This window comes from Streptomyces sp. NPDC052107 (genome assembly GCF_040680215.1).
Lineage (GTDB): Bacteria > Actinomycetota > Actinomycetes > Streptomycetales > Streptomycetaceae > Streptomyces.
In genome coordinates this window covers 35,265-59,107 of sequence record NZ_JBFAWG010000021.1, presented here as the reverse complement: position 1 = coordinate 59,107, position 23,843 = coordinate 35,265, and the positions used below count along the sequence as shown (strand labels likewise).

Annotated in this window: 25 protein-coding genes; 2 read left to right on the top strand and 23 right to left on the bottom strand. The window is 71.3% G+C overall.

Annotated features, from left to right (window positions below; translation table 11 throughout):
• Positions 1 to 78: 78 nt before the first annotated feature.
• The 23 genes from AB0M27_RS23415 to AB0M27_RS23305 form a co-directional block, all read right to left on the bottom strand.
• Positions 79 to 759 carry a response regulator transcription factor gene (locus AB0M27_RS23415; protein ID WP_365723813.1) on the bottom strand — a complete coding sequence of 227 codons (681 nt, stop codon included), beginning with the start codon at positions 757 to 759 and terminating at the stop codon, positions 79 to 81.
• Positions 756 to 2,273, bottom strand: coding sequence for a histidine kinase (locus AB0M27_RS23410; RefSeq protein ID WP_365723812.1), 1,518 nt, complete (start codon positions 2,271 to 2,273; stop codon positions 756 to 758). The genes AB0M27_RS23415 and AB0M27_RS23410 overlap by 4 nt, the downstream gene beginning before the upstream one ends.
• A complete protein-coding gene (locus tag AB0M27_RS23405) occupies positions 2,266 to 3,621 on the bottom strand; it encodes an acyltransferase (RefSeq protein WP_365723811.1) in 1,356 nt (451 codons plus the stop codon). The genes AB0M27_RS23410 and AB0M27_RS23405 overlap by 8 nt, the downstream gene beginning before the upstream one ends.
• The gene (locus AB0M27_RS23400; RefSeq protein WP_365723810.1) at positions 3,614 to 4,810 is read right to left on the bottom strand and encodes an alpha/beta hydrolase; all 1,197 of its coding nucleotides are present in this window, start codon (positions 4,808 to 4,810) and stop codon (positions 3,614 to 3,616) included. Before AB0M27_RS23400 ends, AB0M27_RS23405 begins: the two co-directional genes overlap by 8 nt.
• A gap of 211 nt (positions 4,811 to 5,021) precedes the next feature.
• Positions 5,022 to 5,924, bottom strand: coding sequence for an alpha/beta hydrolase (locus AB0M27_RS23395; protein WP_365723809.1), 903 nt, complete (start codon positions 5,922 to 5,924; stop codon positions 5,022 to 5,024).
• Between the two features lie 229 nt (positions 5,925 to 6,153).
• Positions 6,154 to 7,338, bottom strand: coding sequence for a kynureninase (kynU, locus tag AB0M27_RS23390; protein ID WP_365723808.1), 1,185 nt, complete (start codon positions 7,336 to 7,338; stop codon positions 6,154 to 6,156).
• Positions 7,331 to 8,179: a tryptophan 2,3-dioxygenase family protein gene (locus AB0M27_RS23385; protein ID WP_365723807.1), complete on the bottom strand. Its 849-nt coding sequence runs from the start codon at positions 8,177 to 8,179 to the stop codon at positions 7,331 to 7,333. The genes kynU and AB0M27_RS23385 overlap by 8 nt, the downstream gene beginning before the upstream one ends.
• Before the next feature lie 153 nt (positions 8,180 to 8,332).
• Positions 8,333 to 8,746 carry a DUF3151 domain-containing protein gene (locus tag AB0M27_RS23380; RefSeq protein WP_365723806.1) on the bottom strand — a complete coding sequence of 138 codons (414 nt, stop codon included), beginning with the start codon at positions 8,744 to 8,746 and terminating at the stop codon, positions 8,333 to 8,335.
• A 94-nt stretch (positions 8,747 to 8,840) separates the two neighbouring features.
• Positions 8,841 to 10,295, bottom strand: a complete 1,455-nt coding sequence (locus AB0M27_RS23375) for an MFS transporter (protein ID WP_365723805.1) — start codon at positions 10,293 to 10,295, stop codon at positions 8,841 to 8,843.
• A gap of 69 nt (positions 10,296 to 10,364) precedes the next feature.
• A complete protein-coding gene (gene fbaA, locus AB0M27_RS23370; protein WP_365723804.1) occupies positions 10,365 to 11,387 on the bottom strand; it encodes a class II fructose-bisphosphate aldolase in 1,023 nt (340 codons plus the stop codon).
• Between the two features lie 144 nt (positions 11,388 to 11,531).
• Positions 11,532 to 12,080 carry an orotate phosphoribosyltransferase gene (gene pyrE, locus AB0M27_RS23365; protein WP_356300279.1) on the bottom strand — a complete coding sequence of 183 codons (549 nt, stop codon included), beginning with the start codon at positions 12,078 to 12,080 and terminating at the stop codon, positions 11,532 to 11,534.
• A 10-nt stretch (positions 12,081 to 12,090) separates the two neighbouring features.
• Positions 12,091 to 12,897 (bottom strand): aldose 1-epimerase, encoded by an 807-nt coding sequence (locus AB0M27_RS23360; RefSeq protein WP_365723803.1) that lies wholly within the window; start codon positions 12,895 to 12,897, stop codon positions 12,091 to 12,093.
• 36 nt (positions 12,898 to 12,933) lie between these two features.
• Entirely contained in the window at positions 12,934 to 13,728 is a 795-nt protein-coding gene (locus tag AB0M27_RS23355; protein ID WP_365723802.1) for an SRPBCC domain-containing protein, read from the bottom strand.
• A gap of 54 nt (positions 13,729 to 13,782) precedes the next feature.
• A complete protein-coding gene (locus AB0M27_RS23350) occupies positions 13,783 to 15,420 on the bottom strand; it encodes a polyamine aminopropyltransferase (RefSeq protein WP_365723801.1) in 1,638 nt (545 codons plus the stop codon).
• A 99-nt stretch (positions 15,421 to 15,519) separates the two neighbouring features.
• Positions 15,520 to 16,044: a DUF2617 family protein gene (locus tag AB0M27_RS23345; RefSeq protein ID WP_365723800.1), complete on the bottom strand. Its 525-nt coding sequence runs from the start codon at positions 16,042 to 16,044 to the stop codon at positions 15,520 to 15,522.
• Positions 16,045 to 16,416: 372 nt separating this feature from the next.
• Positions 16,417 to 16,752: a hypothetical protein gene (locus AB0M27_RS23340; RefSeq protein WP_365723799.1), complete on the bottom strand. Its 336-nt coding sequence runs from the start codon at positions 16,750 to 16,752 to the stop codon at positions 16,417 to 16,419.
• A 293-nt stretch (positions 16,753 to 17,045) separates the two neighbouring features.
• On the bottom strand, positions 17,046 to 17,255 hold the full coding sequence (locus AB0M27_RS23335; protein WP_365723798.1) for a hypothetical protein: 210 nt from the start codon (positions 17,253 to 17,255) through the stop codon (positions 17,046 to 17,048).
• A gap of 154 nt (positions 17,256 to 17,409) precedes the next feature.
• On the bottom strand, positions 17,410 to 18,672 hold the full coding sequence (locus tag AB0M27_RS23330) for a site-specific integrase (RefSeq protein ID WP_365723797.1): 1,263 nt from the start codon (positions 18,670 to 18,672) through the stop codon (positions 17,410 to 17,412).
• A complete protein-coding gene (locus AB0M27_RS23325; RefSeq protein WP_365723796.1) occupies positions 18,672 to 18,869 on the bottom strand; it encodes a helix-turn-helix domain-containing protein in 198 nt (65 codons plus the stop codon). Before AB0M27_RS23325 ends, AB0M27_RS23330 begins: the two co-directional genes overlap by 1 nt.
• Positions 18,866 to 20,263 carry a replication initiator protein RepSA gene (repSA, locus tag AB0M27_RS23320; RefSeq protein WP_365723865.1) on the bottom strand — a complete coding sequence of 466 codons (1,398 nt, stop codon included), beginning with the start codon at positions 20,261 to 20,263 and terminating at the stop codon, positions 18,866 to 18,868. Before repSA ends, AB0M27_RS23325 begins: the two co-directional genes overlap by 4 nt.
• Positions 20,264 to 20,289: 26 nt before the next feature.
• Positions 20,290 to 20,511, bottom strand: a complete 222-nt coding sequence (locus AB0M27_RS23315; RefSeq protein WP_365723795.1) for a hypothetical protein — start codon at positions 20,509 to 20,511, stop codon at positions 20,290 to 20,292.
• The gene (locus AB0M27_RS23310) at positions 20,508 to 20,930 is read right to left on the bottom strand and encodes a helix-turn-helix transcriptional regulator (protein WP_365723794.1); all 423 of its coding nucleotides are present in this window, start codon (positions 20,928 to 20,930) and stop codon (positions 20,508 to 20,510) included. The genes AB0M27_RS23315 and AB0M27_RS23310 overlap by 4 nt, the downstream gene beginning before the upstream one ends.
• The gene (locus tag AB0M27_RS23305; RefSeq protein WP_365723793.1) at positions 20,927 to 21,484 is read right to left on the bottom strand and encodes a hypothetical protein; all 558 of its coding nucleotides are present in this window, start codon (positions 21,482 to 21,484) and stop codon (positions 20,927 to 20,929) included. Before AB0M27_RS23305 ends, AB0M27_RS23310 begins: the two co-directional genes overlap by 4 nt.
• Before the next feature lie 175 nt (positions 21,485 to 21,659).
• On the opposite strand from AB0M27_RS23305, the gene AB0M27_RS23300 reads away from it, so the two are divergent.
• Together AB0M27_RS23300 and AB0M27_RS23295 are read left to right on the top strand one after the other, a co-directional pair.
• A complete protein-coding gene (locus AB0M27_RS23300) occupies positions 21,660 to 22,025 on the top strand; it encodes a GntR family transcriptional regulator (protein ID WP_365723792.1) in 366 nt (121 codons plus the stop codon).
• A 155-nt stretch (positions 22,026 to 22,180) separates the two neighbouring features.
• The gene (locus AB0M27_RS23295) at positions 22,181 to 23,413 is read left to right on the top strand and encodes an XRE family transcriptional regulator (RefSeq protein WP_365723791.1); all 1,233 of its coding nucleotides are present in this window, start codon (positions 22,181 to 22,183) and stop codon (positions 23,411 to 23,413) included.
• The last annotated feature ends 430 nt before the right edge of the window (positions 23,414 to 23,843 follow it).

Below are 23,843 nucleotides of genomic sequence, written 5' to 3'. Positions count from 1 at the left end.
TCTCAGGTACTACGGGCCGCCCCCTGCGGGGTTCGGACAGGTACTGCGGGCCGCGCACCGCGGGCCGCGCCCGGAGGGTCACCGGCCGCCCGGGCGGACCACGCCGGACTCGTAGGCGAAGACCGCCGCCTGGGTGCGGTCGCGCAGGCCCAGCTTCACCAGGATCCGGCCCACGTGCGTCTTCACGGTCTGCTCGGCCACGACCAGCCGCTCGGCGATCTCCGCGTTCGACAGGCCCTGCGCGATCAGCGCCAGCACCTCCGTCTCCCGCTCGGTGAGGTCGCCGACGCGCTGCTTGAGCGGGGCCCGGCGGCTGCCGTCCATGCGGGAGAACTCGGCGATGAGACGACGGGTGATACCGGGCGCGAGCAGGGCGTCGCCCGCGGCCACGACCCGGACCGCCTCGGCCAGCTTGTCCGCCGAGGCGTCCTTGAGCAGAAACCCGGAGGCCCCGGCCCGCAACGCCTCGTACACGTACTCGTCCAGGTCGAACGTGGTCAGGACCAGCACCTTGATGGCGGAATGCTCGGCGGTGATCCGGCGGGTCGCCTCGATGCCGCCGAGTTCGGGCATCCGGATGTCCATCAGCACCACGTCCGGGACCAGTTCGGCGGTCTGCACGATCGCGTCCAGACCGTCCACCGCCTGCCCGACCACCTCGATGCCGGACTGGGCGCTGAGCAGCACGCTGAAACCCTGCCGGACCATCTGCTGGTCATCGGCGATGAGTACGCGGATGGGACCGGCGCCGCTCGTCATGGGTGCTGTTCTCCTGTCGGGGGCTCGGGCGGGTACGGATCGGGGGTGGAGCCGGGTGGCAGCTGCCGCCGGAACGCGGCGGGCAGGGCGAGGTCGGCCGGCACCGGGGTGCCGTCACGCGGGAGGAACGCGGTCACCCGGAAGCCGCCTCCCTGCTCCGCCCTCGCGACGAGGTGCCCGCCCAGCATCGCCGCCCGCTCCCGCATGCCGAGCAGACCGTGGCCGCTACCTGGGGACGGCGGGGCCGGACGGCTGGGCCGGGAGTTGGTGATGTCCAGGCATATCCCGTGCGGAAGATGGAGGACGTCCACGCTGACCCTCGCGCCCGGGGCGTGCCGCAGGACGTTGCTCAGGGCCTCCTGGACGATCCGGTACGCCGACAGCTCCACGCCCGGCGGATAGGCACGGGGCTCGCCCTCCACCGTCTTGACCACGTCCAGGCCGGCCGCCCTGGTGTTCTCCATCAGGGCGTCCAGGCGGGCGAGATTCGGCTGCGGGGCGTCGGGTGCCGGGCCGGTGCCGGGGGCGGACAGCCGGTGGGTCTCCTCGACCGTCTCGGGGTCGTCCGGGCCCTCCGACCGCAGCACCCCAAGGACCCGGCGCAGCTCGGTCAGGGCCTCCAGGGCGTTGTTGCGGATGCCGGCGAGGTTCTCCTTCAGCTCCTCGGAGGGGTTCTCCACCAGGTGGGGGGCCACCTGGGCCTGGATCGAGATCACCGACATGTGGTGGGCGACCACGTCGTGCAGCTCGCGGGCTATACGGCTGCGTTCCTCGAGGAGCGTGCGCCGGGCCCGTTCCTCGGCGGTGATCGTCGTCTGCTGGACCAGTTCGGTACGGGCCTCGCTACGGCTGCGCAGGGCCGCGCCGATGACGGCGGCGATCGCGAACAGGCCGACGGCCACCGTGCCTGTCGGGGAGTAGCGCGACGCTCCCAGGCCGCCCTCCACGACGGCGGTCACCAATGCGGTCGTGACGAGCGCGGCGACCGTCCCGCTGAACCGGACGCGCAGGGCGAGGAGCAGCAGGACGGCCATGTGGGCCAGCAGGACGGGTGTGGTCCAGGGCCAGCCGGGGCTGGGCAGCCGAAGCAGCGGTGCCGTCAGCTGCTGGCGGGCCAGCAGCGCGGTGGCGAGGGCGGCGGCCAGGGACAGCGCCCAGGCGGGTACCGGCCGCCAGAGGGCCAGGACGACGGCGGCGGCCTGGAGGAACGTACTGAAGAACGCCACGGCCGCGGTGAAGCCGTAGCTGTTGGTCAGCTCCTCGCCGCCGCCGAGGGCGATGCCCAGGGCGAGATAGCCGACGAGCAGGTAGGTGAGGAGGCGGACCCAGCGGTGCCGGGAGAAGGGGGGTGAGTTCGGTGAGGGGTTCTCGCCGAACCAGATCCGAAGGCGGCGGCGCAGGGTGGTCCTGGGGGTGGATGGACTGTCGATGGCGGGTGCGTTCTCGGGTGCGGGTGTCCCCTGGGGGTCCTCGCCGTCGGCGGCCGCGGGCTTCACGAGGTCAACACTAGGCATTGCGTGGTTTCTTTGCTGCGGGCAGATGGCGGCGAACCACATGGGACCTGCGGTTTCGGGGGCGGCGGGGGCCCTGTTCGTGGTGGCGGAAGGCCGTCCAGCACAGGGCGAGGGTCAGGGCGAAGACCGGAAGCCACGCGAGGCGGTACGGCACCCAGCCCAGGGAGTCGGGCGAGGTGTGCAGACCGGGCAGCCGGCCGGCCAGGAGGCCGGTGGCCGTCGTGGCCATCATGGCCGTCTGGTGCCACAGGTAGACCGTCATCGCGGAGAGGTTGACCAGGGCCACCGCCGCCCAGAGCAGCGGGCGGGTCATCGCGCGGCGCAGCCGGTCGCGGAGGAGGAGGGCGAGACCGCACTGGGCCAGGCCGAAAGTGACGGCCGCCAGGGTCGGGGGGTCGAGGTTGGAGATCCTCGCGCCCGGGACGCCGACCATGGACGCCGGGTAGCCGGCGCAGCCGACGAGGACGGCCGTGGCCGCCGTACCGCCGAGGAACAGCACCCGGGCCGCGCGGCGGCTGTCCAGCTCGCCGCGGGTCCAGGCCGCGCCCAAGGTGTACGGGACCAGCCAGCCCGCCGGGAGGTTCAGCCAGCCGAGCCAGGACGGGCCGGTGTGCAGGCCGAAGCGGAGCAGGTCCACGTGCAGGACGACGGCCAGGGGCCAGAGCGGGTTGAGACGGGTGAGGAGCGGGGTGGCGGCCGTCAGACCGGCGAAGACAAGCAGGAACCACAACGGCGACAGGGCGAGCTTGAGCAGGGCCTCGATCGTGGCGAGCGGGGTGCCGGCGAGGAGGAGGGCCGTGGCGGCCACCACCCACAGGCACAGGAGTGCGGCCACCGGGCGGAGGAGGCGGGTCAGGCGGGCGCGCAGCCAGGAGCCGTAGGTCTCGCCTCTCTCACGGGCGGTGGCGAGGCTTCGGGTCGCCACGTGGCCGCCGACCAGGAAGAACACGGCCAGGGTCTGGAACAGCCAGGAGATCGGGGCCAGCCAGGGCATGTGCTGCAGCGGGCTCGTGGTGTGCAGGCCGCCGTCGCTCGCCACGAGTGCGGTTACCAGCCAGTGGCCCAGGACCACTCCGAGGATCGCGATCGAGCGGAGTGCGTCGACGGCTCGGTCCCGGGTGGCGGGGGTGAGGGTGTCCAGGTGGCGGGCGGACTGGGAGACGGTGCGGAGGGCTCGGCGCCATTTTTGGGTGCGGGTGCGGGGCGCCTTCGGCGGGATTCGAGTACCCACCCGCACCACCACCCCTGGCGGTTTCGTCGGGTGCGGGTGGCCCTTGCGGGGCGACATCACCGTCGGCGGCGGGGGCGTGTGCGGGGTGAGTGGTGTGCTTGCGGTGGGGTCAGGCACGGGGCACCTCCGAAGGGTCGCCGAGGGTGATCCGGGCCAGGTTGGTGAGGGAGGCCGAGCCCGGGGCGAAGTAGCCGCTGTGGTTGGCGTTGCCTGCGTTGAAGACCCGGGCGCCGAAGGTGTGCGAGACCGGGTCGGTGCCGAAGCCGACGGTGGCGCCGAAGAGGGTGGCGCTGGTGTGCGGCACGTTCGCGATCCAGTCGTCGCTGCCGCGGGCCGCCCAGACTCTTGCGCGGGTGTGCAGGGCCGCGACGGAGTCCGCGCCGGTGCCGGGGCTGCCGACGAGGGCGATGTCGTCGGCGTCCAGGCCATGGGCGGCTCGGCCGCAGACGACCGTGCCGTAGGAGTGGCAGATCAGGGAGAGGTGCGCCTGCGGTTTGGTCGCGGCGCGCAGCTCGCGTACGAAGGCGCGCAGGTGGGGGGCGGCTTCCTCGGCGCGGGTGGTCGTGGTCACCGTGGTGCTGACGGTGGCCGGTGTCTCGTAGCCGAGCCAGGCGACGACCGCGGTGCGGGTGCCTCGGGGCGCGCGGTGGGTGAGGTCCGTGTACAGGACCTCGGCTGCCTTGTGGAAGCGGGCGTAGGTGTCCAGGGAGGTGTCCGAGCCGGGGACCAGGACGGCGATGTGTTCGGCGTGGGCGAGGTCGCCCAGCACCTCCGTGGCCTGGCCGGCGCCTCGGCCGTCGAAGGTGAGGAGGTGGCGGGACGGGGCGGCCAGGGTGCGGTCGGCGGCGGCGCGGTGGGTGTCGCCGTGCGCGGCGGCCATGTCGGCGGCGCGGGCGGCGTCGGCTCGGTTGGCGGCGTAGGCCGTCTGGAGGGTCGTCGCCGTGAGTGGGGGGAGGACGGCGGGGGCCGGGGCCGGAATCTGGGGGCGGGCGGCGCCGGAGAGGGGGGCGGCCATGGCTGCGGTGAGGAGGGTGGCGAGGAGGGTGCGGCGGGTCCTGCGGCGGCCGCCGGGGCGGCGGGTGGGGTGCGTGCCGAGGGAGTTCGGCCGCGGGTCCGTGGGTGGGTACCCGGCCCTCGGCCGGGTCTGTGTTCCCACCGGCACCACCCGCACCACCCGTGTGGCTTTCGTCGTCGGGTGCGGGTGGGGCTCGTGGGGCGCGATCGCCGTCGGCGGCTGCGCGTCCGTGGAGCAGGACGTGTTGTCCGTCGGTGCGTTCAGGTGTGTGGTGTGGTGGGGGTGCCCCATGGTCGGGCTTCCTTTCAGATCGCCCGGCCATCGGGCTTGTCTGACAAGGAAGTTATGGATCGGGGCGTGTCATCGGCGTCCCGCCAGGGAGCTGTTCTGCGGGGTAGCTCTCAGGTATTACGGGTATCACCGGGGCCGACCCGCAGGGGTGCGCCCGCACAGATCCGCACCGGGCCCTTCACAGGTCACGCCAGGTGACGGACTTCCCTTGCTACCAAGCCAGTTGGGCGATCTCCTCCGCCACCACCGCGCACGCGTCCGCCGCCGGGTCGACGAGCGGGAAGTGACCGACGTCCTCCAGCAGGGTCAGGCCCACCACCTCGCCGGCCTTCGCCGCCGCGTCCGCGTACGACTCGGCCACCGCCTGCGGCACCACCAGGTCGGTACGGCCCTGGACGAGGGTCGTCGCGATGCCCGTCGGGAGGAGCAGGACGGGATCGGCGTAGGGGCGGCGATCGGTGAATGTGTCGTGGCCGCCGAGCAGTTGCAGGCTCGCGTTGCCGCAGACGTCCAGCTTCTCTGCCACCTCGAAGTCCGCGATCGGGGCGAGGGCCACGACACCTCGCAGGGGGGCCGGGCCGTCGATGCGCCAGGGGCTGTCCGGGGGGAGGACGTGGCGCGCCGCCGCCCACAGGGCCAGGTGACCGCCGGCCGAGTGGCCCGTCAGCACCGTGCGGCGCGCGTCGGCCTGCGGGAGCGCCTCGCGGACCAGAGCGGGCAGCGCGTCCAGGGCGGCCGCGATGTCGTCGAAGGTGTCGGGCCAGCGGCCGGCCGGAGGGGTGGGGGCGTCGCCGCCGTCTCCCGTGTTCTGCCCGGGGATCAGGGGGTCACCGCCGCGCCGGTACTCGACGTTGGCCACGGCGAAGCCCCGACGGGCCAGGAAGTCCGCGAAGGGGGTGATGTGGCGGCGGTCGTAGCGGGCGCGCCAGGCGCCGCCGTGCAGGACCACCACCAGAGGGGCCGGTGAGTCCGGGGCGGTCCGGGGGGCGTAGAAGTCGATCACCTGGTCGGGGTGGCTGCCGTATGCGGAGGTGATGTCGGGGTCGACCGGCGGGTGCGAGAAGGCCGACTCCTCTTCTGCGGCGGCGCGGGCTGCTGCGGCGTCGTCCGGCATGCTCCAACCTCTCAGCGATGGAACGTGTTTGGCGTCTGGCGGACCAGGTGGGGAATTTTCGTTCGCGTTGGCGGGACCGTATCAGGCCGGTGACATGCGGGGACATGGGGATGTCACGCAGGGTGAGGAATAAACGGTTCTGTAGGGAAAGGCCTGGGCCTGGGAGAGGGGCCCCCTCCTCCCAGGCCCTGGTCCCTTCCAGGCCCAGCCTCGGGCCCGTGCCCCTCCCCTACGCCAGTTCCTCGCCCAGGATCCGCGCCGCCCGCTCCGTCTCGGTGAAGGTGACGTACAGCGGGGTGAAGCCGAAGCGGAGGACGTCGGGGTGGCGGAAGTCGCCCACGACGCCCCGGGCGATCAGGCGTTTCATCACCTCGCCCGCGTCATCGCAGCGCAGGGCGACCTGGCTGCCGCGTTCCTCGTGGTGTTCCGGGGTCACGGACTCCACGCGCCCCGGCTCGGTGTACGCCCGCACGCACCGCAGGAAGAAGTCCGTCAGCGCGAGGGACTTGGCGCGGACGGCGGAGACGGACACGTCGTCCCAGACGTCCAGGGCCGCCTCCAGGGCCAGCATCGACAGGATGTCCGGGGTGCCCACCCGGCCGCGCAGGGCACCCGGCGCCGGGGTGTACGACGGGCTCATGCCGAAGGGGTCGGTGTGCGAGTTCCAGCCGGGCAGCGGGGAGTCGAAGCGGGGCTGGAGCTCCTTGCGGACGTACAGGTACGCCGGGGAACCCGGGCCGCCGTTCAGGTACTTGTAGGTGCAGCCGACCGCGAAGTCGACCCCGTGCTCGTCCAGGCCCACCTCCAGCGCGCCCGCGCTGTGGCACAGGTCCCAGACCGCGAGGGCGCCGACGGCGTGGATCGCCGACGTGAGGGACGGCAGATCGTGCAGGCGGCCCGTGCGGTAGTCGACGTGGTTCAGCAGCACCGCCGCCGTACGGCCGCTCAGCTCCCCCGGCACCTCCGCCGGCGTCACCGCGCGCAGGGCGCGACCGGTCATGCGGGCCGCCGACTCGGCGATGTAGCCGTCCGTGGGAAACGTCGTGGCGTCCACCAGGATCTCGGTCCGGTCCTCGCCCGCCATCCGTACGGCGGCCACTAGTGCCTTGAACACGTCGACACTTGTCGAGTCGCCCACGACGATCTGCCCGGCCGCCGCGCCGACCAGCGGGGCGATCCGGTCGCCGATCCGCTCCGGCGCGGTCCACCAGCCGCTCTCCTCCCAGGAGCGGATGCGCAGTTCGCCCCACTGGCGGCGGACCACGTCGGCCACGCGGTCCGGGACGTTCGCGGGGAGCGCACCGAGCGAGTTGCCGTCGAGGTAGACCACGTCATCGAGGACGAAACGGGAACGCAGCGGGGCGAGCTCGTCCGCCGCGTCCAGCTTCGCTGCTTCCAGGGCAGGTTCAGACATGGGACCTCGCCGTCCACAGCTCCGGGAACACGTTCTTGCGGGCACGCTTCTCCAGCCAGGCCACGCCGGCCGAGCCGCCCGTGCCCGGCTTGGCGCCCATCGCGCGGCGGGTGGCCACCAGGTGGTCGTTGCGCCAGCGCCAGACGAGTTCGGCCACATCGGTCAACGCCTCGCCCAGGCGGGCGAGTTCGGTGTCCTGGTCGCCGGAGTAGATCGCGCTCCAGGCCCGCTCGACCGCGTCGGAGGGCTCGTAGCGCTGGGACACGTCACGGCGCAGGACGGACGCGGGGATCGGATGCCCGTGCCGGGCCAGCAGCCGCAGCACCTCGTCGTACAGGCTCGGCTCGTGCAGCGCCTTCTCCAGCTCCGCGTGCGCGCGCGGGGCGCCGCGGTGCGGTACGAGCATGGACGCGGACTTCTCGCCGAGCAGGAACTCCAGGCGCCGGTACATCGCCGACTGGAAGCCGGAGCCCTCGCCGAGGGCGGAGCGGTACGAGTTGAACTGCGCCGGGGTGAGCTGTCCGAGGGGCTTCCAGGAGGCGTTGAGGGCCTCCAGTTCCCGTACGGAACGCTTCAGCGCGGCGATCGCGGTCGGTACGTCGTCGCTGCGCAGGGCGGCCGCCGCGGTCTCCCACTCATGGACGACGACGGTGAACCACAGCTCCATGACCTGGGTCGTGACCAGGAAGACCATCTCTCCGGGATCGTCGGAGAGGGTGTGCTGGAGGTGGGTGAGCACGTCCGCCCTGACGTAGTCCTCGTACGGCGTCGTGCCCGCGAAGTCGAGATGCGGAGTCTCGGGCTCCTGAGTCTCCAAGGACTGCTGAGCCGGTTGGGACATCGCTGTCTCCTGTTGTAGCTCCGGGTAGCGGTCCGCCCCTGCCGATGCCGGCACGGGGGCCCCGGTCCCCACCCGGCATCCTCCGCAATGGGCCCCGGATACGGCAAGGCCCGTCCGCTGCCAGACGGGCCACACCGGTGACGTGCGTTTCGGCTAGCCGAGGGTCTGGGCCGCCGTCGGGGAGGAGTCCTTCAGGAACTGCGCGCAGCGCTCGTACTCCTCCTGCTCGCCGATCGCCTGGGCGGCGCGGGCGAGGGCGTGCAGGGCGCGCAGGAAGCCGCGGTTGGGCTCGTGCTCCCAGGGGACCGGGCCGTGGCCCTTCCAGCCGTTGCGGCGCAGGGCGTCCAGGCCGCGGTGGTAGCCGGTACGGGCATAGGCGTACGACTCCACGACCGCGCCGCGCTCGAACGCCTCGTCGGCCAACTGGGCCCAGGCGAGGGAGGAGGTGGGGTACTTGGCGGCGACGTCCGCGGGGGCGACGCCGGCCGCGAGCTGTTCGCGGGGCTCGGGGTCGTCGGGGAGGTGGGTGGGGGGCGGACCGCCGAGGAGGTTTTCGTGAATCGTCATGGGGTCCAGTCTGCCGCTCCCGCCCACTGGTTTCCTGCCCGGTGTCCTTTGCCGGGGTCATGCGCACATGCCGCTGCAGGTCTGCTGCCCGTACCTACCCCTTCCGCTCCCCCTCCAGCGGCGGAGCCGTCACGCAGCCGTGTACGTGGCATTCCGGGTGGCGGCAGTCGGGGGGCGGGCGGCGGACCAGGGTGAAGGCCAGCAGGGACCCGGCCACCAGTACCCCCGCGCAGATCGGCATCGCACGGTTGAACGCCGCGTCGAACGCCGTGGGCGACCGGTACGCCTCCGGGCCCATCCCCGCGAGCAGTGGCAGCGCGGCGACGGCGATCAGGCCCGCCGCCCTCGCCGCCGCGTTGTTGATGCCGCTGGCCAGGCCGGCCCGCGCGGTGTCCACGGAGGCGAGCACCGTCGCCGTCAGGGGGGCCACGAGGGTCACCATGCCCGCGCCCATGACCAGCAGGGCCGGGAGGACGTCGGTGAGATAGACCGCCCCCTTCCCCACCCGGAGCATCAGCAGCATCGCCGCCGCGCAGAGGAGAGGGCCGACCGTCAGGGGCAGGCGCGGGCCCGTGCGGTCCGCCAAGGCGCCCGAGCGGGCGGAGAAGAGGAGCATCAGGGCCGTCGTCGGCAGCAGGGCCGTACCGGCTTGCAGCGGTGAGTATCCCGACACCACCTGCAGTTGGAGCGCGGTGAGGAAGAAGAAGCCGCCGAACGCCGCGTACACGCAGAGGGTGACCAGGTTGACCGCCGTGAACTGGCGCGAGGCGAAGATGTCCGGCGGGAGCATCGGGTCCGGGCGGTGCCGCTCCGCCTGCACGAAGGCCACCGCCGCCGCCACCCCGGCCAACCCGGTCAGCGTCACCACCAGGGAGCCTGATTTCGCCTCGATCAGCGCGTACGTCAGCAGGGCCAGGGCCAGGGCGCCCAGCGCCGCGCCCAGGACGTCGAAGCGGGCGTGCTTGCCGCCGTCCCTCGACTCCGGGACGTGCCTCAGCGCCACCGGCACGCACAGCAGCGCCAGCGGGACGTTCAGCAGGAACACCCAGCGCCAGCCGGGTCCGGCCACCAGCCAGCCGCCCAGGAACGGGCCGACCGCCGCGCCGATCCCGCCGAAGCCGGACCAGAGGCCGACGGCCCGGCTGCGGTCGTCGCGGTGGAAGGACGACTGGATGATCGCGAGGGAGCCGGGGGTCAGGAGCGCGCCGCCGATGCCCTGCAGAGCCCGAGCGGCGATCAGCATGCCCGCGTTCAGCGCCAGGCCGCACAGCAAGGACGCCGCGGCGAACCACACCACGCCCAGCATGAAGATCTTCCGCCGGCCGTAGTGGTCGCCCAGCGAGCCGCCCAGCAGGATCAGCCCGGCCAGCGTGACCATGTACGCGTTGACCGTCCATTGCAGGGCGGACAGGCTCGCGCCCAGGTCGTCGCCGATGCGCGGGAGCGCCACGTTGACGACGGTCGAGTCCAGCAGCGCCATGCTGGAGCCGAGAACCGTGGTGAACAGGATCCACTTGCCCTGGGGCGAGGCGAGCCGGACGTCGGGCATGCCCCCAGGTATACAGCGGCCCGGCGACCGAGAACAGCCGCCGGGCCCGCCGCGGAACGGACGTACCGCTTACTTGATCTTGTTGCCCGCCGAGCGCAGGTTCTGCGTGGCCTCGACGACACGCGCGGCCATGCTCGCCTCGGCCAGCTTGCCCCAGGTGCGCGGGTCGTAGGCCTTCTTGTTGCCGACCTCGCCGTCGACCTTCAGGACGCCGTCGTAGTTCTGGAACATGTGGGCGGCGACCGGACGGGTGAAGGCGTACTGGGTGTCCGTGTCGAGGTTCATCTTCACGACGCCGTTCTCCAGCGCGGTCAGGATCTCCTGCTCGGTGGAGCCGGAGCCGCCGTGGAAGACGAAGTCGAACGGGGAGGCCTTGCCGAACTTGGCGGCGACGCCGTCGTTCAGCTCCTTCAGCAGGTCGGGGCGGAGCACGACGTTGCCCGGCTTGTACACGCCGTGCACGTTGCCGAAGGAGGCGGCCAGCAGGTAGCGGCCCTTCTCGCCCAGGCCGAGGGCCTCGGCGGTGCGGATCGCGTCCTCGACCGTGGTGTAGAGGGAGTCGTTGATCTCGTGCGAGACGCCGTCCTCCTCACCGCCGGTGGGGGTGATCTCCACCTCGAGGATGATCTTGGCGGCGCGGGTGCGCTCCAGCAGCTCCTGGGCGATCTCCAGGTTGTCGGCGAGGGTCTCCGCGGAGCCGTCCCACATGTGGGACTGGAACAGCGGGTTCCTGCCGGCCTTCACGCGCTCCTCGGAGACCGCGATCAGCGGACGTACGTACCCGTCGAGCTTGTCCTTCGGGCAGTGGTCGGTGTGCAGCGCGATGTTGACCGGGTACTTCTCGGCGAGGATGTGCGCGTACTCGGCGAGGGCGACCGCGCCGGTGACCATGTCCTTGCTGTACTGGCCGCCGAGGAACTCGGCACCGCCGGTCGAGATCTGGACGATGCCGTCGCTCTCCGCCTCCGCGAAGCCGCGCAGCGCCGCGTTCAGGGTCTGGCTCGAGGTGACGTTGATGGCCGGGTAGGCGAACTTGCCTGCCTTCGCCCGGTCGAGCATCTCGTTGTAGACCTCGGGGGTTGCGATGGGCATCTGTCCGCTCCTTGTGTTGCGGGTTGGGGTTGTGCGTTACGGCCCTGACCTAGACCTGAGGGTTTCGACGCCGTCGTCGTCCCCATCTTTCCAGACATGGACCGATGGTCCATGCGCCGGTCAAGTCCAGGTCAATACGCGTCGTCAGTCCAGACCCAGTTCATCCTTCGAGAAGGCGAATCGGTACGGAACACCCGCGCCGGCCTCGATCTTCTCGGCGGCGCCGGTCGCGCGGTCCACGATGGTCGCGACGGCGACGACCTCGGCGCCGGCCTCGCGCACGGCCTCCACGGCGGTCAGCGGGGAGCCGCCGGTGGTGGAGGTGTCCTCCACGACGAGCACCCGGCGGCCAGCGATGTCCGGGCCCTCGACGCGCCGCTGCAGACCGTGCGCCTTCGCCGCCTTCCGTACGACGAACGCGTCCAGCCTCTTCCCGCGCGCGGCGGCGGCGTGCAGCATGGCGGCCGCGACCGGGTCGGCGCCCATGGTCAGACCGCCCACCGCGTCGAACTCCAGGTCCGCGGTCAGATCCAGGAGCACCTGACCGACCAGCGGGGCGGCCTCGCCGTCGAGGGTGATGCGGCGCAGGTCGACGTAGTAGTCGGCCTCCAGACCCGAGGAGAGGGTCACCTTGCCGTGCACCACGGCCTTGTCCTTGATCTGCTGCAGCAGCGCGCCACGTACGTCCGTCATGCCGACCAGCTTAAAGGCGCCGCCAGCTCCAGGTCGTCGTCGCCTCCAGCGGCTCCAGCGGGGTGACCAGGCGCGGGAGGGTGTTCAGGCCGTTGGGCGGGCCGGTCTGCGGCTCCACGCACACGGCCTCGGCCTGCTCGTCGTAGACGACCACCCACTCCTCGCTGCTGGCCACCTTCAGCTGAAGCTGCCCGGGCCAGGTGAGGGTGACGTCGACGCCGCCGGGCATGCCGAAGCAGTCGTCCCAGGGGCCGGGCTTGGGGTCGATCCGGTTCCCGGTGGGCAGATGGTCGTCCCCGCGCTCCTCCTGCCAGGCGGGCTCGAAGCCGACCATGGCGTCCTCGCCGACTGCACCGTCCTCGCCCGCGAGGGTTCGGTTGAACCAGGGGTGCCAGCCGATCTGTGCCGGGAAGGAGTCGTCCCGCGCCTCCACCGACATGGTCAGCGTCAGGCCGTCCTCGGCGAGCGTGACGACGTGGGTGACGCGGCCGGGATGCGGCCAGGGGTCGACCAGGTCGTACGTGATCACCGCCTCGTTCTCCGAGACGCGCGCGGTGCGCCAGGCGCCGTCACGGGTCGTGCCGTGGATGGCGTGGGGCGGGGAGTTGAGCGGCATCTGGCGGACGGTGCCGCCGTCCAGGAAGCGGCCGTCGCGGATGCGGCCGCACCAGGGCACCATCGGGAAACAGCCGTAGCGGGGCCCTTGCCTCAGCAGTTCCAGGGCGTCGACCTTGAGGCTGGTGATACGGCCGCCGTTGGTGGGGCTGACGTGCACCTCTGCGTTGCCTGCGGTCAGCGTGATGTCTTCGTTACTCACGGGAAGACAGTACTGGGGGATCGGTCGCGCTCGCGCTCAGCGGCGTTTGCGCAGTGCCCTGCTCACAACGATCGCCGACGCCACCACCAGTGCCGCCGCCGGTGCCGCCCAGCGCAGTGCCGAGGTCGCCGTCACCGTCTGGGGTGCCGGGACCGGGGCGTAGCGGCCCCGCGGTGGCGCGTGGTCGACCTCCTCCGCGCTGCGGCCGATCATCGTGCGGCGGGCGTGGGCGGCCTCGGCGGGGGGCTCGCCGGTGTCGGCGAAGTCCTCGGCGAGGCGGTCGGCCGCCGGGTCGAGGGAGGGCGGGGGGACCTCGGTGTCGAAGACGGAGGTGTGCTCGCTCCCGGATTCCGGCTCCCTCTCCGCCGGCTCCGGCTGCTCCCCCTCCCCCTCCTCCGAAGCCGTCGCGGGCTCCACCGTCGCCAGGTTCTCCACGAAACGGTTCAGCAGGCGGGTCGCCGCCGCGTGCACCGCGTCCGGCGGAAGCTCCGCGATACGGCCGTCCGCGCTCGCCGTGCCCTCGACGGTGACCGTCGTACCGCCGTCGGCCTCCGCGAGGCTCAGGGTGAGGGCGAGTTTCACGGCGCCGGTGCCGCGGGCCTCGGTGGCGTCGGCCTCGACGGCGTACGTGCCGTCGGCGCGGGCGACCACCCGTGCCGTACCCCGGTAGGTGACGGAGTGTCCCCCGACGCGGAGCTTCAGGCGCCCGGCGACGGGTTCGGCGCCGGCGTCCTGTTGCAGGCCGGGAACCGCGCGGGCGATGCGCGCGGGCTCGGCGAAGGCGGCTCTGAGCGGCTCGGGCGGGACCGGGACGAAGACCTGGTGCTCCATGTCCGGTGAGCCTACCCAGCCGTGACCGGAATTCACCCTCACCTGACCGGCTCGTCAGTATCGCGGATGCACCAGCGTGGACGCGGGCAGCCGCCCGATCCGGGTCCGTTGCGCCGCCCGCGCGTCCGCCGTCAGTCCCGCCTGCGTCAGGGTGTGCGGCGGCCCGGCGGTCAGTCGCAGCGGTGGTGGGGTGGTCCCCGGGCTCGCGAGCAGGAACGCCCAGTCGTGCGGGGCCCCGGACGCGCCCGCCGAGCGGTCGGGGCCGGGCGGGAAGCCGGAGTCGTGGCCGAGGACCCGGTAGGCGGAGCCGGCGAAGCCGGCGGCGCGCAGGGTCGCGGCGACCGTCCAGAAGACGCGGGGGCGGGTGGTGGCGGACCCGGCGTGGACGACGAGCCGGCCGCCGGGGGCGAGGACGCGGCGGGCCAGTCCGTAGAACTCCAGGGAGTAGAGCTTGGTGCTGGCGGTGATGCAGGGGTCGGGGAGGTCGGCGATCACCACGTCGTACCGGGAGGGGGGCGCGCCGCGCAGCCAGCCGAGGGCGTCGGCGGCGGCGGTGTGGACGCGGGGGTCGTCGTAGGCGTGGTGGTTGGCGGCGGCGAGACCGGGGTCCAGGCGGGCCAGGCGGAGCAGGCCGGGGTCGAGTTCGACGACGTCGACGCGGCGCACCCCGGGCCGGCGCAGCACCTCGCGGGCGGCCAGGCCGTCGCCGCCGCCGAGGATCAGCACGCGCGCGTGCGCGCCGCCGGACATGGCCGGGTGGACGAGGGCCTCGTGGTAGCGGCGTTCGTCGCGGCCGCCGACGCGGAGCCGGCCGTCCAGGAAGAGGTCGAGGGGCTCGCCGCCGGTGCCGCCGGCGAGGACGACCTCCTGGACGTCGGTCTGTTCGGCGACCCGGACGTCCTTGCCGTAGACGGCGTGCCGGGCGGCGCGTTCGAACTCGTCGGCGAGGGCCGCGGCGGAGGCGAGGACGCCGAGGACGGTGAGGCCGGCGAGGAGCAGGGTCCAGCGGGCCCGGCGGGTGAGGTCGCGGCGGAAGAGCCCGAGGACCAGGGCGCCGCCGGCCACGACGTTGACCGTGCCGGTGAACAGCGCACCCGTCAACTGGCCCAGGACGGGCAGGAGAAGGAACGGGAAGGCCAGGCCGCCGACCAGCGCGCCGACGTAGTCCGCCGCGAACAGGTCGGCGACCGCGCCGCCCGCGTCCTGGTGGCGGATGCGCTGGATCAGCTCCATCAGCAGCGGGACCTCGGCGCCGATGAGCAGGCCGATGGCGAGGGAGAAGGCGACCAGCAGGCAGCGCGGGCCCTCGGCCCACATCCCGCCCCAGCCGCCGGTCCAGGCGAAGACGGCGTACAGCGCCATCGCGCTGCAGCCGCCGATCAGCGCGAGGACGGTCTCGATCGCGCCGAAGCCGGCTGCCGCGTGCCAGCGCAGCCGCTTGGCGCCGAGGGAGCCGACGCCCATCGCGAACACCATCACGGACAGCACGACGGAGGCCTGGGTGACCGAGTCGCCCATCAAGTACGAGGCGAACGCGACCAGCTCGAGTTCGTACACGAGTCCGCAGGCCGCGCAGACGAAGACACACGCGAGGACCAGGAACCGCCCGGTGCCGGGCCGGACGGGCAGCCGTGCGGGGGCTGTCCAGGACGGCGGGCAGCGCGGGGGCGCGGGGGCGTGCGGTTCGATCACTCTGCGACGTTACGTCACACGCGCAGTACGCTTCGTCACCCACACGTGTGGATCTGGAGGCAGTTGACGTCTGGTGGGTTTATCTCCGCGCGGGCGTGCTCAGCTCAGTTGTGCGGTCGGCACCCGCACCCCGACCCGGGTCCGGGTGGCCACCAACTGCCCGTCCTGCGGGTAGGCGTGCCAGGTGCGCCAGTGCACCTGGCCCTCGTGGCGCTGGGCCAGCATCGCGGTGAAGGCGTGCGGGCTGCCCGGGAAGACGCCGGCGAGGCCGTGCGGATGGTCGGAGACGAGGGCCAGCAACTCCTGGGCGCGGCCCGCGAACGAGCCGGGGGTGAGCACCTCGACGCGCGCGGCGAACTCGTACTCCCAGTCGCCGACCCGCTTGGCGACGCCGAGCGGCAGCGGGGTGCTGGAGCCGGGGATGCAGGCGACGGTCTCCGAACAGCGGCCACGCTCCTCGTCCAGCAGCACCTGGTGGGACGCGCCGAGCAGTCTCAACTGGAGCTTGGCCCCGGCGAGTTCCAGGTCGAGCGTGGCGAGGGCCGGCAGCGGCTCGCGTCCCAGGGCCCAGGCCAGGTCGGCCGCACGCGTATCGGTGTAGGAGGTGTTCAGGGTCGTGAGCATGGGTCGGCTCCGCTAACGCGCGATGAGGGGGAGATCGGCCATGTCAGCCCAGCCGGCTCGGCCGGGGCGGGAGTCTCAGGGACGTCCGGGGGGCTGCGTTGGCGATTTAGAGGGAATCATGAACAGCGGCGCCCCACAGCGTTTTTACCCAACTTCGTGGGGTTTCCATCCCTCAGAGGGCTACACAGTTCAACTGTTCAACCATGGCGTGCGCCTGGCGCGGGAAACGGACGGCGAGCGCCGGGCACGAAAGACGTGAACGGCGGGCGCCCGGCGTGGGAACCGGACGGCGAGCGCCCGCCGGCTGTTTCGCCCGGCGGGCGCCCGGGTGCGGCCCGGATACGGTTCCCCCGAAAGCTCAGCTGCCCCGTGTCAGCTGCCTCCTCCGCATCCGCCCCCGCCGCACGACGAACCTCCGCCACAGGAGGAGTGGCCCCCGCAGGAATGGCCGCCACCGCAGGAGTGACCGCCGTGGTGCCCCCCGTGGTGGCCGCCCGACGAGCCGGAGTCGACACCGCCCGCCCACCAGCTACGGCTGTCGTCGTACGCCGAGGACGAAGAAGACGACGAGCGGTAGGACCGGGACCTGCCGCGGCCGCTCTTGCCGAGCGACACCTTGCGCTGCCGGTTCCCGGTCCGCCCGCCCGCCAGCGCCGTGAGGGCCACGAACGCTGCCACGACCAGGATGAAGATGATGCCGACGACCATGGCGTCACCCTCCTTCCATTCCCCCGAAGCGGCCCCCCGTGGACCGCGGTGACCGGCAGATGCCCGGCCGTCTCGGGACTCAAAGCAGAGTTGAGGAACTTCTGAGGGTCAGCACATGAAAAAGGCCCTTGACCTGCACAGATTGGCAGACCAAGGGCCGTCCGAAGCTCACTGGGCCGTCTGTGGGCCGTGATCTCCCTCAGAGGCACGCTGAAACACGGTGTCGATGGCACGCCGGGCACGCTCGCGCGGGAGCGCCCCGCGGCGCGTGGCTGCAGGGCGCCTTGTGGGGTTCAGTCGATCTTCTCCCCGTTGTGCGTACCGCCCTTGCAGATGTTGTCCACCAGATCGGGCGTTCCGCCGCCCTGCTTGCACTGAGAAGGGGTGACGTAGGACGGGGCACCCTGTGCGGTGGCGGCGGTGGCTGTGGCGGCGCCTGTGAGGCCGAGTCCGGCGAGGGCTGCCGTAGCGATGACGGCGGCGAGGATTCGTCCAATGCGCATCTGGTTCCCCTTTCACGGATTACCTCGGTTGGGGCACTAGTCAGTTTGATCTTCACCCACGCGGGTGGCACGTCATGTTGCGCCATTCGGGTGACCAGAGCATGGAAAAGGCCCCTGACCTGCACAGAAGGGCAGATCAGGGGCCGTCAGGGTCTCACTGGGCCGTCTCTGCGCCGTGATCTTCCTGCGAGGCACATTGAAACACGGTGTCGATGGCACGCCGGGCACGCTCGCGGCTGTCGGGCATCAGGTGGGCGTATACCCGCAGCGTCAGCGCCGGGTCGGCATGTCCCATGTACTCGCTGACGGCCTTGATGTTCTCGCCCGCGTCCAGCAGCGCGGAGGCGTAGAAGTGCCGGAGGGCGTGCGTGCCGTGCTCACGCGCCGACTCGTACTTGCCGTCATCGTCCGCTTCCGGGATGAGACCCGCAGCCGCAAGAGCAGGCTTCCACTCCTTGCCGTTGAAGTTGCTCCGCCACACCATGCCCCCTTGCTCAGCCGTGAAGATCAGCCGGGCGGACACCTTCGGCCCTTCGGGTACATCCCAAGGCAACGTGATCTCTGCGGGTTTGAAAGCGTCCATGTGCGCCCGGAGCGCAGCCGCAACAGAATTGGGAAGCGGCACAGCGCGCTTCTTGCCTCCCTTGGGGAGGGCGAACACCGGGTGACCCTCAACGTGCTTGATCTGCCGCACGACGTGAAGCGTGCGCCCGTCAACGTCGATGGCGTCCTCGGCCAGCCCGAACACTTCCCCTTGACGGAGTCCGCATCCAGCGCCGACATCGACCATCGCTCGGTACCGCTCCAGCAGCGCCGCTCGAACGGCGAACACCTGCGCGGGCCCCCACGGAACCACCGGGTGAGCGTCGGGCTTGGGCCGCCGCACGGTTCGCGCACCGCACGGATTGCGCGACAGGAGCGAGTCATCCACAGCGGCAGACAGGACCGACTGAACGTCCGCAAAGATGTTCCGGGCGTACGAAGCGCTAACGCCGGGCTTCGCTTCCAGCGCGGCCAGGAGCTCCCGGATGTGCTCGGGTCGGAAGGTCCCGACCGGCCGGGAACCAAGCACCGGATAGACGTGCAGGCGTAAGCGCCGGCCGAGTTCCTTCCGGGTCATCGGGCTGGACGTCTTGCTGTCCAACCACTTCTCGGCGTACTGCCGGAACGTGATTCGCACGGACTTGGGGTCCGTGTACTGGCCCCGCGTCATGTCCGTCTCGATCGCGCTCAGCCACTTCTCGGCAAGCCGCTTCTTGCCGTCGGGGAAGCTCTTGGACTTCTCGGTGCCGTCAGGGCCGATGTACCGCGCGCGGTAGCGCAGGCCGGTGCCATATCGATCGGACTTGACTCGGACGGTCTTGCCGTCCGCACCGGTCTCGGCCTTGTACCAACGGTCTTGGATGTGGCCAGCCATCAGGCGGCCTCTTCCATCAGGGACTCAACCCAGACCCGTACGTCTTCCGGGTCGAAGCGGACGTACCGGCCGACCCGAAAACCACGGGGTCCAATGCCCTTACGGCGCCACTGATAGACGGTCTCGACACTCGGCAGGCGCAGCAGCGTCACGAGGTCTTCCGGGGTCAGGTACTGGTCAGGCAGCGGCAGACTCATGCGCAGACCTCCCAGTCCTCCGGATCGGGCGTTTCGGCGAGCGCTTCGCGTGCTGTCTCTCGGTTCAGTCGGATCTCCTTCGCGATCGTTGCGGCGAGCCAGGACTCACCGGGGGTGTGGCCCTGTCCGGCGTAGGTCCAGTGGGCGAGCACGAGCGTGGAGCCCTCCGTGTCGTCGAGGTCTTCCAAGAGCCCGCGTTCGCGACGTTCCTGCCGGGCGCGGTAGTCGGCGCGGACCTGGCGGAGGGCGCCGAGGGTGGTCGAGTAGCGACGGGACTTGGTGGAGAAGTGCCCGCGGAAGCCGAGCATGTGAGCCCACCGGGCCAGCAGCCGTTCCGGATAGACCTCGTCCAGGTCCCAGCAGGCTTCGATCAGGCGCCGGGTGTGGGCGGGCAGCGGCAGCCGATCCAGTTCGGACAGTTCCCCGATCCGGTGATCAACCGTGCCGGTGGTCTCGGCCGCCTTGGTGGCGTACTTGGCCACGTAGGAGGCCACGGCCTGTTCGGTCAGTTCCTCGTGCCCCAAGGCGCCGATCGGCTGAACGTCGACCTGGGAGCCCCAACGCAGGGTGCGGGCCGGGTGGTCACCGGAGGCGGGAACCGGGACGGAGACGCGGGCGGCGGCGGCCTTGATGGCGTCGTCCAGAACGGCGACGGTGGCCCAGGCCGGCGGAGCGGTGTCCGGGCCGTCTGGACCGTCGAGCCGCACCACGGCGTGGAAGTGGACCGAGCCGCGCTTCTGGAACTCGGCGACCTTGCCGAAGGAGACCCGGCACACCGCCCGTAAGGCCGTCTGCGTCAGGCCCGCACGGGCGGCAATCTCGCGGCGGAGGTAGATGGTGAAGCGCCGCCACAGGTCCCCGGCGTAGTTGTTCCACAGCACCGCGCCCGCGTAGTCGTATCGCTCCGGGTCGAGCGCCGTGCCCAAGGCAGGGTCGCCATCGGCATGCTGGGCGCCGCAGCGACAGCGGCCGGAGTCGGGCCGGTTGTGCACGGGGCCGAAGGACGGAGCCGTGAGGGTGGCGAAGACGCGAGGGTGATCCCGGACCGTGCCGGGGACATCCTTGCGTTCGTCGCCGGTGATCCCTGCCCGGATCAGGTGGTACGTATCCCCGGCGTACGTCCACGCGCAGGCCGGGCAGCGGGAGGCCCGCCGGTTGCCGCAGGCGACCCGAAGCATGCCGCCCGGCTCCTGCTCGGTGCTGTAGGAGTAGAGGACGTCACCGGTCACGCGGTCGCGGGTGACGGTCTCGCCCCGCAGGCGGATCGGGTGTGCGCAGCCGCCCGTGCGGCGGATCTGTTCCTGCCAGCGGTCGAAGCCGGGCGAGTTCGCCACCCGCAGCAGGTCGGCGAGGGTGATCGGGTCGGTGCCCAGGGAGGCCGCAGCACCAGCCACGGCCTCAGGGGCGACGGGGAAGACCCTCACGCAGCCACCTCCACCATGGCAACCGGGGAGGCGACATGGAGCGCCCTCACCCCCGACGTGCCGAAGGTGGGGTCCGCCGGGCAGATCCGGTCACCGTCATGGGTCAGCACGCTCAGTCCGTCCACGGACACGCGTGCCCAGCCGGGCGCGTGAGCACGGCAACCGGGGCACTGGGTCGGACGGTCCAGCAGGTCCAGGCAGGAGGGGAACAGGCTCATGCGGTCACCGACCCCAGCCGCGCGGAAAGCTGGATCACCAGGGTTTCCAAGGCCTGCACTCGGTCAGCGAGCGAGGCCACGTCCTCACCGGGCAGCGGAGCCGCCGGGCGGGAGGCTCCGCCAAAGCCCAGCTCTGCCGGAGTGGCTCGCAGCACGGCGCAGAGTAAGACCTGATAGATCGGGTTCGGCTCGTTGGCCCCGTTCTCCCAGCGGGAGAGCTGCACCTTCAGCGAGTTCTCGGAGGCGATCGGCCAGCCCCAGTGGTCGGCGAGCAGCGCCAGTGAGCGGATCACCTGGAGCTGAGACCAGCCACGGGCCGCTCGTGCCCGTGCCAGCGGCGAGCTGGCGGGACGCTTGGCCGGGGGCTGCTCGGCGGGCCGGGGACGGTCGGTCAGCGGCAGGATCACAGCGGCGGTCATCGGGCCACCTGCTCGGAAGGCATGGAGCCGTTGGGGTTGTGACCGGGGCAGTTACGCGCCGTGCGTGTGGTCGGGTCGTCCGGGTCGAGGCACTCGGCGATCCAGCCGGACCCGCCACAGCGGCAGGCGCCCTCGACCTGCGGGCGGCCCGCTCGATCCTTGGCGGCCTGCGTCATGCGGCAAGGCCCCCAGACCGTGAAGGCGGAGGCGAGCCGTTCGGCCCGGTCCCAGCGCCGCCCGTTGGGGAACCGGCTCTGATGGGCCTGGTCCTGCTCCTGCGTGGTCAGGTCGGCCAGCCAGAGCAACCGGTAGCCGTAGGCGTAAGCGGCCGAGCGGTGCACTTCGGCCAGGCCGAGCCGGGCAACGCCCTGGAGGATCCAGGCGATGACCGCCGCGTAGCTCTTGCCGGTCGACTTGTAGGCGGTCGGCATGTCCGAGGCGTACAGCGCTACGGCTCGCTCCTGGTTCGACAGGTTCGCGATGACCGAGACGGCCGCACTGGCGTCTAACGAAACCGGGGATGCGGCAGGCGAAGCGGTGAGCATCGCAGGCATGATGGAAGCTCCCTTCGAGGGACGAAGGAGGGCGGCGGCTTGCTTGGCGGTAGGGCGCCGTCCTCCGGGGTACGGCCGCTGGCCGCATGGCATAGCGTGCTATATAGCAGACTAGATCACAAGAGGTAGTGCGACATAGGCTGTGCTATGTCGCCATCGTCGGTACTCTCGGCGCATGACGGTTGAAGCCCACGACCCCAGGCCCAAGAAGGTGCAGATCGCCGATGCTCTGCGCGAAGAGATCGCAGGGCTGCCAGCGGGGCACCGGCTCGCCTCACTGCGCGAGCTGGCCGACCGGTTCCAGGTCACCACGGTGACGGCGGGCAATGCGCTCAAGGTCCTCGCGGATGAGGGCGTGATCGTCTCGGTTCCGAATCGGGGGTACTTCGTGCAGTCCCCGCCGAGTGCTGGCGATGCCGGGCAGGATGCCGGCGGGCCGGTTAACCGAGATGAGATCAACGCTATCCACTCCGAGATTCAGCAACTTGCTGCCCGAGTGGCCGAGTTGGAGAAGCGCGCTCAGTCCCCGAGCAGTGCCTGACTGGTGATCCACCATGCGTGGCGAGCCGTGCAGGGACTAGGGACAGGCGTGGTGTCACCAGGGGACAGCCTGGGTGCCAACCCCCTGTCACCCCCCGTGTCACCAGCTCTCTGAATGCCAGACTCGGAGGCAAGCACCCGACGGGAGGGCAGCACATGAGTGACGAACGGCCAGCATGGGCACGACGGCTTTCCTCGGAGCGCGAAGCCCGACAGTGGTCGCAGGCCGAAGTCGTGGCCGCGCTTCGGGCGCACGCGCCAAAGCCTCTCCCGGAAGGCCCCAGCATGGTGCGGCAGTGGAAGCGCTGGGAGTCCGGCGAGGTCATGCCGAGCGACTTCTACCAACCGATCATCGCGGCCACCTTCGGTACCGTCACGCATGCGATCTTCCCCGTAGCCGGGCAACGGGACGGGAACGCCGAGATCGTTGCCGTCAGCGGCATGGAGACGCTGGACATCATCAGCAGGTTGCAGGCGTCTGACGTCGACAACGCCACGCTAGAGGCGCTGCGGATCACCACGGATCGGCTGTGCTCTGAGTACCCGTACCTTCCAGGCGCTCAGCTCGCCGCCGAAGGCAGGCAGTGGCTCAAGCGAGTCGCCGGGCTCCAGTCCCAGCGGCTGACGCTCGCACAGCACCGTGAAGTTCTCACCCTGTCCGGGTGGCTCGCTCTCTTGATCGGATGCGTCGAGTACGACATGGGAGACCGGGCCGCAGCCGAGAGCACGCGAAAGGCAGCTCTGTCTTTAGCTCATGAGTCCGGTAACACAGAGATTGCCGGTTGGGCACACGAGATGCGCGCTTGGTTCGCGCTGACCACGGGCGACTACCGGGGAATCCTCGCTGCCTCGCAGGCCGGTACGGAGGCGGCTCCCTCGCATGGCGTAGCCGTACAGCTTGCTGCCCAGGAGGCGAAGGGATGGGCCAGGCTGGGTGACCGGCGACAGACCGAGGTGGCGCTGGACCGCGGGCGAAAGCTGCTCGAAGGGATGCCCTATCCCGAGAACCTCGATCACCACTTCGTGGTGGACCCGGCGAAGTTCGACTTCTATGCGATGGACTGCTACCGGCTACTCGGAGAGGACCGGTTCGCCGAGAACCTTGCCCACGAGGTGATTCGGGCGGGCACCGACTTCGACGGGTCCGAGCGATCCCCGATGCGCATGGCGGAGGCGAGGATCACTCTCGGTGTGGTCGCGGCGCGGCAGGGCGACCTGGACCAGGCGGTGAACTACGGCGAGTGGGCCTTGAAGGGCGACCGACAGTCCCTGCCGTCCCTGCTCATGGTCAGCCGCGAGCTTGCAGCCATCGTCAATCGGGACTTCGCAGCCGAGCCGACTGGCCGCGAATACCTCGATCACCTGACAACGCTCAGCCGCACCAACTAGAGCCCGTTACAGGTTTCTCTACCTCATCAAGCACCCGTCGTCGCTTCGCTCCTCCGGGCGGGCCCGGGCGGCCGCCGGCGCCCGCGCTCATGTCTCCGCCCCGCTCGGCACCGCCGTCCGCCCGCTCCCGCCCAAGAGGCAGGCACACGGGGCATGAGGTCAGAACACGTCGTGGCTGGGGCGGTCGGCTCCGCGACTTTAGCCAGCCACTTTGGCGCGAGCCTCGAAGATCATGGCCCCAACGTCGTGCTTTAACGGGCAGGTCCACAGACTGCCCGACGCGCCGGAAGCTTACGGGGCCATGATCACTCGCGCCAAAGCAGCTCCCGGCCAAAGTCGCTACGCCGACCTCTCTTGCCGCCTGCCGAGGGGGACGTCGGATTCGGGGGCGTGATCATGAGGTTGAGATCGACCAGATCGGCACCGTGAG

Excerpts from the sequence above, each read along its gene's own strand:
- AB0M27_RS23410 (WP_365723812.1), bottom strand. The coding sequence starts at position 2,273 with ATGCCTAGTGTTGACCTCGTGAAGCCCGCGGCCGCCGACGGCGAGGAC.
- AB0M27_RS23300 (WP_365723792.1), top strand. The coding sequence starts at position 21,660 with ATGACGGTTGAAGCCCACGACCCCAGGCCCAAGAAGGTGCAGATCGCC.
- AB0M27_RS23355 (WP_365723802.1), bottom strand. The coding sequence starts at position 13,728 with ATGGAGCACCAGGTCTTCGTCCCGGTCCCGCCCGAGCCGCTCAGAGCC.
- AB0M27_RS23325 (WP_365723796.1), bottom strand. The coding sequence starts at position 18,869 with ATGAGTCTGCCGCTGCCTGACCAGTACCTGACCCCGGAAGACCTCGTG.
- kynU (WP_365723808.1), bottom strand. The coding sequence starts at position 7,338 with ATGTCTGAACCTGCCCTGGAAGCAGCGAAGCTGGACGCGGCGGACGAG.
- AB0M27_RS23330 (WP_365723797.1), bottom strand. The coding sequence starts at position 18,672 with ATGGCTGGCCACATCCAAGACCGTTGGTACAAGGCCGAGACCGGTGCG.
- AB0M27_RS23315 (WP_365723795.1), bottom strand. The coding sequence starts at position 20,511 with ATGAGCCTGTTCCCCTCCTGCCTGGACCTGCTGGACCGTCCGACCCAG.
- AB0M27_RS23295 (WP_365723791.1), top strand. The coding sequence starts at position 22,181 with ATGAGTGACGAACGGCCAGCATGGGCACGACGGCTTTCCTCGGAGCGC.
- AB0M27_RS23310 (WP_365723794.1), bottom strand. The coding sequence starts at position 20,930 with ATGACCGCCGCTGTGATCCTGCCGCTGACCGACCGTCCCCGGCCCGCC.
- AB0M27_RS23340 (WP_365723799.1), bottom strand. The coding sequence starts at position 16,752 with ATGGTCGTCGGCATCATCTTCATCCTGGTCGTGGCAGCGTTCGTGGCC.
- fbaA (WP_365723804.1), bottom strand. The coding sequence starts at position 11,387 with ATGCCCATCGCAACCCCCGAGGTCTACAACGAGATGCTCGACCGGGCG.
- AB0M27_RS23305 (WP_365723793.1), bottom strand. The coding sequence starts at position 21,484 with ATGCCTGCGATGCTCACCGCTTCGCCTGCCGCATCCCCGGTTTCGTTA.
- AB0M27_RS23375 (WP_365723805.1), bottom strand. The coding sequence starts at position 10,295 with ATGCCCGACGTCCGGCTCGCCTCGCCCCAGGGCAAGTGGATCCTGTTC.
- AB0M27_RS23385 (WP_365723807.1), bottom strand. The coding sequence starts at position 8,179 with ATGTCCCAACCGGCTCAGCAGTCCTTGGAGACTCAGGAGCCCGAGACT.
- AB0M27_RS23345 (WP_365723800.1), bottom strand. The coding sequence starts at position 16,044 with ATGCTCACGACCCTGAACACCTCCTACACCGATACGCGTGCGGCCGAC.
- AB0M27_RS23415 (WP_365723813.1), bottom strand. The coding sequence starts at position 759 with ATGACGAGCGGCGCCGGTCCCATCCGCGTACTCATCGCCGATGACCAG.
- AB0M27_RS23395 (WP_365723809.1), bottom strand. The coding sequence starts at position 5,924 with ATGCCGGACGACGCCGCAGCAGCCCGCGCCGCCGCAGAAGAGGAGTCG.
- AB0M27_RS23400 (WP_365723810.1), bottom strand. The coding sequence starts at position 4,810 with ATGGGGCACCCCCACCACACCACACACCTGAACGCACCGACGGACAAC.
- pyrE (WP_356300279.1), bottom strand. The coding sequence starts at position 12,080 with ATGACGGACGTACGTGGCGCGCTGCTGCAGCAGATCAAGGACAAGGCC.
- AB0M27_RS23335 (WP_365723798.1), bottom strand. The coding sequence starts at position 17,255 with ATGCGCATTGGACGAATCCTCGCCGCCGTCATCGCTACGGCAGCCCTC.
- AB0M27_RS23380 (WP_365723806.1), bottom strand. The coding sequence starts at position 8,746 with ATGACGATTCACGAAAACCTCCTCGGCGGTCCGCCCCCCACCCACCTC.